General features: G+C 60.4%; 14 protein-coding genes and 1 pseudogene. 6 read left to right on the forward strand and 9 right to left on the reverse strand.

Going from position 1 to position 9,466, the window contains the following annotated elements:
• From XANALMUS060_RS16000 to XANALMUS060_RS17720, 6 genes are all read right to left on the reverse strand, one after another.
• The coding region (locus tag XANALMUS060_RS16000; RefSeq protein ID WP_161795452.1) for a biotin/lipoyl-binding protein at nucleotides 1–363 on the reverse strand (363 nt) is incomplete at its 3' end.
• A 414-nt stretch (nucleotides 364–777) separates the two neighbouring features.
• Nucleotides 778–963 (reverse strand): hypothetical protein, encoded by a 186-nt coding sequence (locus tag XANALMUS060_RS16005; protein WP_045739290.1) that lies wholly within the window; start codon nucleotides 961–963, stop codon nucleotides 778–780.
• Nucleotides 964–1,202: 239 nt separating this feature from the next.
• Nucleotides 1,203–1,472 (reverse strand): type IV secretory system conjugative DNA transfer family protein, encoded by a 270-nt coding sequence (locus XANALMUS060_RS17710; protein ID WP_052688207.1) that lies wholly within the window; start codon nucleotides 1,470–1,472, stop codon nucleotides 1,203–1,205.
• Nucleotides 1,411–2,289, reverse strand: a complete 879-nt coding sequence (locus XANALMUS060_RS16010; protein ID WP_052688208.1) for a type IV secretory system conjugative DNA transfer family protein — start codon at nucleotides 2,287–2,289, stop codon at nucleotides 1,411–1,413. Before XANALMUS060_RS16010 ends, XANALMUS060_RS17710 begins: the two co-directional genes overlap by 62 nt.
• Nucleotides 2,220–3,230, reverse strand: coding sequence for a type IV secretory system conjugative DNA transfer family protein (locus XANALMUS060_RS17715; RefSeq protein ID WP_343122988.1), 1,011 nt, complete (start codon nucleotides 3,228–3,230; stop codon nucleotides 2,220–2,222). Before XANALMUS060_RS17715 ends, XANALMUS060_RS16010 begins: the two co-directional genes overlap by 70 nt.
• Nucleotides 3,178–4,083, reverse strand: coding sequence for a type IV secretory system conjugative DNA transfer family protein (locus tag XANALMUS060_RS17720; RefSeq protein WP_052688210.1), 906 nt, complete (start codon nucleotides 4,081–4,083; stop codon nucleotides 3,178–3,180). The genes XANALMUS060_RS17715 and XANALMUS060_RS17720 overlap by 53 nt, the downstream gene beginning before the upstream one ends.
• Nucleotides 4,084–4,974: 891 nt before the next feature.
• On the opposite strand from XANALMUS060_RS17720, the gene XANALMUS060_RS16025 reads away from it, so the two are divergent.
• The 6 genes from XANALMUS060_RS16025 to XANALMUS060_RS17735 all read left to right on the forward strand — a co-directional run bounded on the left by XANALMUS060_RS16025 (nucleotide 4,975) and on the right by XANALMUS060_RS17735 (nucleotide 6,617).
• Nucleotides 4,975–5,217, forward strand: coding sequence for a hypothetical protein (locus tag XANALMUS060_RS16025; RefSeq protein WP_152640554.1), 243 nt, complete (start codon nucleotides 4,975–4,977; stop codon nucleotides 5,215–5,217).
• Nucleotides 5,218–5,323: 106 nt separating this feature from the next.
• Entirely contained in the window at nucleotides 5,324–5,539 is a 216-nt protein-coding gene (locus tag XANALMUS060_RS20165; RefSeq protein WP_152640555.1) for a hypothetical protein, read from the forward strand.
• A gap of 237 nt (nucleotides 5,540–5,776) precedes the next feature.
• Nucleotides 5,777–6,004: a hypothetical protein gene (locus XANALMUS060_RS17725; RefSeq protein WP_052688211.1), complete on the forward strand. Its 228-nt coding sequence runs from the start codon at nucleotides 5,777–5,779 to the stop codon at nucleotides 6,002–6,004.
• 18 nt (nucleotides 6,005–6,022) lie between these two features.
• Nucleotides 6,023–6,202 (forward strand): hypothetical protein, encoded by a 180-nt coding sequence (locus tag XANALMUS060_RS20170; protein ID WP_152640556.1) that lies wholly within the window; start codon nucleotides 6,023–6,025, stop codon nucleotides 6,200–6,202.
• On the forward strand, nucleotides 6,165–6,410 hold the full coding sequence (locus XANALMUS060_RS17730; RefSeq protein WP_152640557.1) for a hypothetical protein: 246 nt from the start codon (nucleotides 6,165–6,167) through the stop codon (nucleotides 6,408–6,410). Before XANALMUS060_RS20170 ends, XANALMUS060_RS17730 begins: the two co-directional genes overlap by 38 nt.
• Nucleotides 6,411–6,431: 21 nt before the next feature.
• Complete coding sequence (locus tag XANALMUS060_RS17735; RefSeq protein ID WP_152640558.1) at nucleotides 6,432–6,617, forward strand: hypothetical protein; 186 nt, start codon at nucleotides 6,432–6,434, stop codon at nucleotides 6,615–6,617.
• Nucleotides 6,618–6,809: 192 nt separating this feature from the next.
• Here XANALMUS060_RS17735 and XANALMUS060_RS20175 read toward each other — a convergent pair whose 3' ends face one another.
• The 3 genes and pseudogenes from XANALMUS060_RS20175 to XANALMUS060_RS23105 form a co-directional block, all read right to left on the reverse strand.
• Entirely contained in the window at nucleotides 6,810–7,808 is a 999-nt protein-coding gene (locus tag XANALMUS060_RS20175) for a hypothetical protein (protein ID WP_343122987.1), read from the reverse strand.
• A gap of 296 nt (nucleotides 7,809–8,104) precedes the next feature.
• Complete coding sequence (locus tag XANALMUS060_RS22335; protein WP_235430566.1) at nucleotides 8,105–8,581, reverse strand: hypothetical protein; 477 nt, start codon at nucleotides 8,579–8,581, stop codon at nucleotides 8,105–8,107.
• 201 nt (nucleotides 8,582–8,782) lie between these two features.
• A pseudogene (locus XANALMUS060_RS23105) lies at nucleotides 8,783–8,971 on the reverse strand (hypothetical protein); the annotation flags it as partial.
• Nucleotides 8,972–9,466: the final 495 nt, after the last annotated feature.

Below are 9,466 nucleotides of genomic sequence, written 5' to 3' on the forward strand. Positions count from 1 at the left end.
CGACCGCTGGGCCTGCACTGCGGCCTGATCATCCACCTGCCGGATCTGCGCCTGGAGCAGCGCAATACGCTGTCGGATGTCCCTGCGCTGCATGCCTGCCAAACGGTCCTGGCCAGTGAGATCGTCGAGCAGCCGCTGGCGTTTGAAAGACAGCTGCTCGGATACCGCAACCCCGACGTCACCCTTCAATGCGCTGCTTTGCGTTTCAGACACCTCCAGCAGCGGCTGACCCGCTCTGACGCGATCACCCTCGCGCACAAAGATGCGCGTGATGGAGCCTACCGAGGGAGTGGCCACCGTGAGCAGCCCATGTGTCGGCACCAATGTCCCGCTCACCGGCTCACGGCGGGTGTACTGGCCCAAGACGAGTAGCAGCGTGATCGCAAGGACAGCGCACGCACTAAACACCACGAAAACCCATCCAATCCGTGGAGACCGCAGGGATATGGAACCGACCAGCTGGCTACGCCTGTTCTCATAGACCTCTTTGCGGAACAAACTAGAGTTCACACCGTCGTCCTCGCGATACCTGTTAGCACTTAATGCGTCAGAAGAGCTATCTGCGGGCGATGATGTCAGGCTGCTCGTGTAGTTCCTATTGGGAAAATTATGAGGATCCAGAACTGCTAGTAGGGTCTAGCTGCCCTCCTACCCGATTCCAGGGCCATTATTTAGGGGGCGTGTCACTTCGGCGATCCGACGGAAAGTAGGTCAGATTTAAATCGGCGTTGACATTCACTGCGTATCGCAGTCATCAAGCGATGCGGTGCCGCCGCTTCAGCCTTCACCTTCATGGTGTTGCGCATAAAAATCCGCCGCCGCCTCGATCAGGTAGGTATAGCGCTTCACCATCCCCTGCCAGGCAAGCGCCTCCAATTGATGTTCGGCGTGGATATCGTCGGGCACCTCGCTGACCTCATCGATCAGTTTTGGGACTTCGTGATTCCACCAACGCAGCATCATGTCCGGTCGCGGATGTGTGCGGGACTTCGTGATTCCACCAACGCAGCATCATGTCCGGTCGCGGATGTGTGCGTATCAGCGACTCCACCAGCGACTGCATCGCCGCGAACTGCCGCACCGTGCGGATGCGCTGGCCTTCCAGGAAGTGGATGCTCTTCTTGTGATCGAGCAGCGCCTTTTCCAGGACATCCAGGCGCTGGCTTAGGTCAGCACGCCCTCGACCGAAAAACCTCACGCGATTACGCCACGCCCAACGCGAGTCGGGGCACCTGCGGTGCTTTCAGCAGCAGCGGCTTGAAATAGCTGTCCTTGTAGTAAAAGATCTTGTCCGCCAGGATCGGATAGCCAACCCCCTCGATGAACACGATGGCTTTCTCCGGCGCCAGTCCCTTGATTTCATCAGGATTCATCAGCGGACGTCGATCCAGTACCTCGGTATAGCTGTGGCTATTGCCTTGGCCGTAGGATTGCGTGCGCTGCCGACGGCGCACCGTGGTCTCGCCCAGCATCTTCGAGTATTCCTCGGCAGGCATCGCGTTGCTCTCGCGGAGTGAACACGATCCGCACGCCGAGATTGGTAATCAGGCCGCGCGCTGTGTCGGCACCATAGACTGATTCAAACTGCGCAATCGACTGGATCACGATCACAATGCGGATGCCATAACCAGCGACCCAGCCCACGGCTACCGGGACGATCTCCACACGACCCAGCGCGGTGAATTCATCGAGCATGAACATGCACTGGTATTTCAGCTCTGGGTTGTGTTCGGGCAACTCGCGGCCATTGAGCTTGATCGCTTGCTCGAAGAACAGATTCAACACGCCTTTGGCTTCGATCAGCTTGGCTGGACTGACGCCCACGTAGATCGACTGGATGGTCTTGCGCAACTTGCTCAGGTCAAAATCGTTTGCACTGGTCGCCGCGTCCACAATCGGGTTGCTGAAAATGTTCAGCGGCGCTAGCGCCGTTTCGATGGCCGAGGTGAAGGTTTCCGAAGCCAGGCCGACCAGGTTATTCAGGCCAGTCCGCGCATGCGAACCGAGCGTGGGCTGATTGAGCAGTTCGACCAAGTACTGTTGCAGCGACTGACCGGGTTTGAGGTGTGCGCCGGCGAGCAGCCGATAGACGCCCCCAAGTGTGGGCAAGCCCGTTTCAAATGCAGTCCCCTTCTTGGAAACATACTCGTCAAACAGGTATTCGCAGGCAGCCACAAAGGTCTTGCGGCCCATTGCCGGCCAGAACGGATTCTCGCCGCTCATCTCCTTGTACAGCGTGGCGGCGATGGCGACGATGTCGCCGTTACGATGGTTCGGGTCCAGGCGCACATAGCCCAGCGGATTCCAACGGTGCGTACTACCGTCGTCGCTAAACGGATCGAATCGCGTTGCTCTCGCGGAGTGAACACGATCCGCACGCCGAGATTGGTAATCAGGCCGCGCGCTGTGTCGGCACCATAGACTGATTCAAACTGCGCAATCGACTGGATCACGATCACAATGCGGATGCCATAACCAGCGACCCAGCCCACGGCTACCGGGACGATCTCCACACGACCCAGCGCGGTGAATTCATCGAGCATGAACATGCACTGGTATTTCAGCTCTGGGTTGTGTTCGGGCAACTCGCGGCCATTGAGCTTGATCGCTTGCTCGAAGAACAGATTCAACACGCCTTTGGCTTCGATCAGCTTGGCTGGACTGACGCCCACGTAGATCGACTGGATGGTCTTGCGCAACTTGCTCAGGTCAAAATCGTTTGCACTGGTCGCCGCGTCCACAATCGGGTTGCTGAAAATGTTCAGCGGCGCTAGCGCCGTTTCGATGGCCGAGGTGAAGGTTTCCGAAGCCAGGCCGACCAGGTTATTCAGGCCAGTCCGCGCATGCGAACCGAGCGTGGGCTGATTGAGCAGTTCGACCAAGTACTGTTGCAGCGACTGACCGGGTTTGAGGTGTGCGCCGGCGAGCAGCCGATAGACGCCCCCAAGTGTGGGCAAGCCCGTTTCAAATGCAGTCCCCTTCTTGGAAACATACTCGTCAAACAGGTATTCGCAGGCAGCCACAAAGGTCTTGCGGCCCATTGCCGGCCAGAACGGATTCTCGCCGCTCATCTCCTTGTACAGCGTGGCGGCGATGGCGACGATGTCGCCGTTACGATGGTTCGGGTCCAGGCGCACATAGCCCAGCGGATTCCAACGGTGCGTACTACCGTCGTCGCTAAACGGATCGAACAGACAGATACACCTGGCCGTATTTGGCGCGCTGGCCAGCGGTTTTTTCCCATGCTTCGCGCTTGACGTCCAGGATCACCGCCGACTCCAGCCATGCCAGCAAATTCGGAATGACCACGCTCACGCCCTTGCCGCCACGGGTACTGGCCGCCAACAACAAGTGCTTGGACTGGATGCGGATGAAGCGGCGACCGAAGCGGCAGGCAATCAATCCACGCGGATCGTCCTTCAGCACATCGTGCCGGGACAGATCGCCACTGCGCGCCCAGCGCGCATTGCCATACAACTCCCGCGCCTTCGTCCGCAACATGGCATACACCATGATGAGGTAGAGCATGACAGGCAAGCCGAAGCCGCAGATACCCGACAGCTTGATTTTCGTGGCATACGGATGCCACGCGGGTTGATCCACCACCTGCCAATAGCGCCAATAGGTCAGTAGTTGGACCTGTGCGTGTTCTCCGAGCAGAGTCCGCTTGACGTCCAGGATCACCGCCGACTCCAGCCATGCCAGCAAATTCGGAATGACCACGCTCACGCCCTTGCCGCCACGGGTACTGGCCGCCAACAACAAGTGCTTGGACTGGATGCGGATGAAGCGGCGACCGAAGCGGCAGGCAATCAATCCACGCGGATCGTCCTTCAGCACATCGTGCCGGGACAGATCGCCACTGCGCGCCCAGCGCGCATTGCCATACAACTCCCGCGCCTTCGTCCGCAACATGGCATACACCATGATGAGGTAGAGCATGACAGGCAAGCCGAAGCCGCAGATACCCGACAGCTTGATTTTCGTGGCATACGGATGCCACGCGGGTTGATCCACCACCTGCCAATAGCGCCAATAGGTCAGTAGTTGGACCTGTGCGTGTTCTCCGAGCAGAGTCAGCAAGCACCAAAAAGCCAGACAGATACAGCCCAGCGATGGCAACGGGTAGCAACGCGATAACAGCGGTAATGGCTTTGGTACGCGAATTCATCGGGGGAGTCTTCCTTGGGAAATCGGTGGAAATCGGGTGTGAGAAATGCAGCTTGGCGCATGGTCGTCCATGTGGTGTGTCTGGATGGTCTACGGTTGCCCCCTACAGCTTCATGACCATGCCCTGCCCTTGCATCTGCGCCGCGCGCTGGGCCTGCATCGCCTGCTCGGCGAGCCGCTGCTGCTCCACGCTCTGCAATTGCTGGCTAGCCTGGGCCACGTCCGGCGCTTGCGTCAGTTGCGGCGCATCGACTCGCGCCCATAGCTGTCCGTGGGATTTCGCCAGGTAATTCGGCGTCTGAGTCGTATGGCCTTGCGGCAGGCCCAGATAGATCTTCTCAACTTCGGTATGACCAAACTTGCGCGTCTCCACGACCACTTGTGCCGCATGGCGGTCCAACTGCTCCGCATTCGGCACGGGACGACCCCAGCGTTCATGCGCATCGGCGATGGCATCGCGCGCCTGGCCGAACAGCGCATGANCCCGCCAGGTGGCGGCATGCTGCTCGGGCGATTGCGCCAACGCCTGCTGCGGATCGATCCGCAGCACCTTGCTTTTCTCGTACACCGAGAAAGGATTTTCGTAGGCCAGCAATTGGCCCTCGTGTTGTTTGAAGCCTTTGATGCTGTGTTCGAAATTCTTATCGATGCCCAGGGTATTGGTGAACGCGGCCGCCAGTCGTTCCTGCTGCTCCGGGCCGTAGGGTAATTTGTCGCCATTCCTGGGCACGTCGTGGGACTGCGCGAGGGCGTCCTTGAACAGGGTATAGCGTGGGCAATGGCACGGCTTGGCGGCGCCGGTGCATGGGTCGCTTCCCGTACCCGCCAGGTGGCGGCATGCTGCTCGGGCGATTGCGCCAACGCCTGCTGCGGATCGATCCGCAGCACCTTGCTTTTCTCGTACACCGAGAAAGGATTTTCGTAGGCCAGCAATTGGCCCTCGTGTTGTTTGAAGCCTTTGATGCTGTGTTCGAAATTCTTATCGATGCCCAGGGTATTGGTGAACGCGGCCGCCAGTCGTTCCTGCTGCTCCGGGCCGTAGGGTAATTTGTCGCCATTCCTGGGCACGTCGTGGGACTGCGCGAGGGCGTCCTTGAACAGGGTATAGCGTGGGTGGGTGGAGCGGGTGGTCCGGGTGACGGAAGTCTTGGAGATGCTCATCCGAACGCGGTGTGCGCGTCGGCGGGGTGTACAACATCGCCTCGCCAGCTTGGCGCTGTTCGTGCTGATGCGACCGGGTGTCTTGGCTGTGGCGCTGTTCGTGTTCGCGTTGCTGCGCATCCATGGTTTGACGGTGCAACTGGGCATGTTGCTGCGCGAGGCGGTGTTGCTGCTCGCGCGCTGCCTGCGCAGCGGGTGGTCCGGGTGACGGAAGTCTTGGAGATGCTCATCCGAACGCGGTGTGCGCGTCGGCGGGGTGTACAACATCGCCTCGCCAGCTTGGCGCTGTTCGTGCTGATGCGACCGGGTGTCTTGGCTGTGGCGCTGTTCGTGTTCGCGTTGCTGCGCATCCATGGTTTGACGGTGCAACTGGGCATGTTGCTGCGCGAGGCGGTGTTGCTGCTCGCGCGCTGCCTGCGCCTGCCTGCTGTTCCTGCTGCTGGAGTTGCGCGATCCGCGCCTGTTCCTGCATGTCCACGCCGGCCGGCTTTTCATGGGCCGGGTTGCTGTGAGCGGGTGGCGGTTGTGTCTGCCGATGGACTTGCGTCAGGTGCATCGCCTGCTGCTGCGCCTGTCGTATGTGTTCCTGGCGCAGCTGGGCGGCATGGTCTTCCTGCAGGCCCGTGTGCCTGTCCATGGCCTGGGGCGGCATGGCGGATGCGGCGGCGGATGAGGATGAAGATGAAGAGGCATGGGCCGGGTTGCTGTGAGCGGGTGGCGGTTGTGTCTGCCGATGGACTTGCGTCAGGTGCATCGCCTGCTGCTGCGCCTGTCGTATGTGTTCCTGGCGCAGCTGGGCGGCATGGTCTTCCTGCAGGCCCGTGTGCCTGTCCATGGCCTGGGGCGGCATGGCGGATGCGGCGGCGGATGAGGATGAAGATGAAGAGGAGGACGTATCCGCGTTCGTCGCTGTGGGAGGGATGGACGCGGGCGGCTTGCGGGCTGTGCTGGAACAACTGACCCGGATGCGTCAGCGTGTCGTAGGCTTGCCCGGCTGCGTGTTCGACCACGTCGATGCCGGGCGAAACGATGTACTTGGTCGCGTCGTATGCTTGCCCAATCGCCTGTCCGGCGGATGAATGTGCGGCGGACTGCGCGCCATGATAGAGATCGACCGCCTGATTCACGACGTTGGTCCCTGCCGCCTGGACGTCAGGGTCGTGGATGACCCGCTGCGCCGCGTCGGCAACATAGTGTGCACTCTGTTCGACGGCGTGCTTGGCCGACTCGAATTGATCGCCGACGAAGTGGCCCAAACCACTTGCGGGCTGTGCTGGAACAACTGACCCGGATGCGTCAGCGTGTCGTAGGCTTGCCCGGCTGCGTGTTCGACCACGTCGATGCCGGGCGAAACGATGTACTTGGTCGCGTCGTATGCTTGCCCAATCGCCTGTCCGGCGGATGAATGTGCGGCGGACTGCGCGCCATGATAGAGATCGACCGCCTGATTCACGACGTTGGTCCCTGCCGCCTGGACGTCAGGGTCGTGGATGACCCGCTGCGCCGCGTCGGCAACATAGTGTGCACTCTGTTCGACGGCGTGCTTGGCCGACTCGAATTGATCGCCGACGAAGTGGCCCAAACCATCGGCAGCGCGCCCGTGCAAGTGCGCCGCTTCGCCCACCGGCCGCCAGACCGGTCAGCGCCCCCATGGGATTCAATGGGAAAGCCGCGACACCCGCCCGATGCGCCGCCGAGGCCATGCGCTCGTCCATGTCGTGTACCGCATGGCCCACCGAGCGTGCGGCATCGCCGGCATCGTGCAGGCCGCGTGCCGTGATCTGCACGGACGCGTGATGTTCGATGGCCTCGCGCAGCGATGGGTCCACGTTCAACGCCAGGTATTCGTTCACCTGCCGCTGGATATCCGCTGGCAGGTGGGTTTGGTCAGGGTGTGCGCGTAGTTGGCGCAACGCCTGGGACAATTCGGCACGCTCGTGAGCAACCTCCCAGGTGAAATGCTCGAAGGCGCTCTGGTGGTCCTTGTAGCGTTGCGACGCTTCGCTGAAACGCTGCGGGGCCAGGACGTTGTCGGGACTTTGGCTGCCGAAGTGCTGGGCACCGCCGTGGTCGCCTGGTCGCATTGCGATCAGCACATTCGGTGGCGGTGCGCCGACGGGCGCATCCAGATAACGGCCGGCGCGCAGATTCTGCACATCGTCATGACTCGCCAACGACACCACACTGCCGACGTGAGGACTGGCGGCGCTCACCAGATCGTTGGCCATGCGGTAATTGGTGACGTGGCAGCCAGGCTGCGGGTTGCCATCGGTCAGCCCTCGCGCGCCGTAGGCGTTGTAGGTGGAGCCGGCCAGGCCGTATTTGGCCGCCTCGATCTGCGCCAGCGCGCCGCCGAGGGAGTGACCGGCGACGGTCACGTGGTCTTTGGGGATACCTCGTGCAGCGGCCTTGGCCAGCATCTGCGCGGTGAACGCATCGGCGGCGGCCTTTTGTGGATTGACGGCGTCGCGCAACATCGTGGCATCGACGGCGATGTCCTGGAGGGTGGTAAGCGCATGGCTTGCTTTTTCCGCCTTGGTCTCGCCGGTAAATAAATCCGTATCGGTACCACGGTAGGCGATGATGATGCGATATGGCTTCTCCGCAGTCTGATATGCCGTAGCATGAAAACCGGTTATAGGATCGTTTGCGTAACCAAATACTTGGTGCCAATGCCCATTGAGAAGAACTTTTGCCTGCTTCTCAATATCGATTTTTGATCGATTTATATATGAATCAATAGCTGCATCGGCACGCCCCCTATCATCTTGATTCATAGCTCGGCCTCCTTGACAGCAATTGTGACTGGGAAATGAGCATCTGGATGCTGAGTAACCTCATCGTCGTCTCCCACGAGGGTTTGAGCGCCATATTCAACGAGATGCTGATCGCCATATGCGCTCTTCTTGAAGTAATAGACCTCCTGACTTTCTCGCAGGAGTTCTTCAAACGCACCACTCCAGGCAAATCTAACGCCTTTTGCTATGGCACTGGCACTAACGCTGGTGACACCCCAGTGGCACACGCCGAGCTTGAAGTAGTCCTCGTCCAGCAACGCGTCGCGATAAAAATATCCCTTCCACGTGTGATCGTCCACCTGTGTCATGGGAACATCGAGCCCGGTATTAGGCATGTGCTGCGCGCCAACGAACCTCATCATCGGCACGCATTTTGGATTGATGACGTCGTAGTGGATGTAGGCCCCCTCAAACGTATCCCACGGCCCCGGCGCATGTGAGGTGGCAATCACTTCGTAGCGTTTGACCGGGTGCGGATTGAGGTGACCGGTAGCGCCGTCATTGCCGACATCGATGCCTTTGGAGCAGCCCGCAGCGGGCGGTCAGGGCCAGCGGCATGATGGCGGTGGCGGCAAGAGGTGTTGCAGTTTCATCGGGTCGTCCTCGGGGGGATGGGTCGCGGATGCGGCGTCAGGCAGGTGCGGTGGCAGCGCGGGTTTACGCTTGGGTTCCACCGGCAATCCGCCACGTGGCAGTGGCCCCAGCTCGGCGCGCACCCGCGCATTGATGATCGCCATATCGCGCAGGAGCTGCAGATCGTGCAGCGGATCGCGCACTTTGAGTTTGCGCGGACGATAGGGATTGTCGCTGTGATCGTCTTGATCGTCGGTTTCCTGGCTCATCGCGCGTTACCTTAGCCTTGGAGAAAGGGGGAATGCCGTCAGGGCGGATCGTGCTTTCATGCGGCCAGTCCAGATTAGTCGCACAGCCGCATGGCCGGCACGGCAGTCAGGACAATCGTGGGCGATGCACGGGATGGCGTGGCAAGCGGAAGTCGCACAGCCATGGTTTCACCTGAGGGAAGGGAGAGAGACAGCCTACTGCCCAGGGCGTGATCGCGATAGCGCGGTGCCGGGTTGACGCTGCTCAGGCGTCACGCGAGATGAGCGGCCATCTTGGCTCCGCGTCCGGCATGCATAGTCTCTCGTGACTGCTAAGCCCTGTATATCAGGAGTCTGGCTGTCGTTTTGTAAGATTTTCCCTACAATTTCAACGATACGATTGCATTATTGGCCGGCCATGATTGCCTCACGTTGCGCCGACCAAGACACCGACAGCTTGCCGCGTAGCAATTGACTGACGCCCACCTCGATGTTTCTGGAGACGATGGCCTCGAC

Origin of the sequence: Xanthomonas sp. MUS 060, from assembly GCF_000963215.1 — a bacterium.
Taxonomy (GTDB): domain Bacteria; phylum Pseudomonadota; class Gammaproteobacteria; order Xanthomonadales; family Xanthomonadaceae; genus Xanthomonas_A.

Coding starts and splice junctions, on each gene's coding strand:
- XANALMUS060_RS17730 (WP_152640557.1), top strand. CDS start 6,165: ATGGCCTGGGGCGGCATGGCGGATGCGGCGGCGGATGAGGATGAAGAT.
- XANALMUS060_RS20170 (WP_152640556.1), top strand. CDS start 6,023: ATGGGCCGGGTTGCTGTGAGCGGGTGGCGGTTGTGTCTGCCGATGGAC.
- XANALMUS060_RS20175 (WP_343122987.1), bottom strand. CDS start 7,808: ATGTTGCGCGACGCCGTCAATCCACAAAAGGCCGCCGCCGATGCGTTC.
- XANALMUS060_RS17735 (WP_152640558.1), top strand. CDS start 6,432: ATGATAGAGATCGACCGCCTGATTCACGACGTTGGTCCCTGCCGCCTG.
- XANALMUS060_RS16025 (WP_152640554.1), top strand. CDS start 4,975: ATGGGTCGCTTCCCGTACCCGCCAGGTGGCGGCATGCTGCTCGGGCGA.
- XANALMUS060_RS20165 (WP_152640555.1), top strand. CDS start 5,324: ATGCTCATCCGAACGCGGTGTGCGCGTCGGCGGGGTGTACAACATCGC.
- XANALMUS060_RS17710 (WP_052688207.1), bottom strand. CDS start 1,472: ATGCTGGGCGAGACCACGGTGCGCCGTCGGCAGCGCACGCAATCCTAC.
- XANALMUS060_RS16005 (WP_045739290.1), bottom strand. CDS start 963: ATGATGCTGCGTTGGTGGAATCACGAAGTCCCAAAACTGATCGATGAG.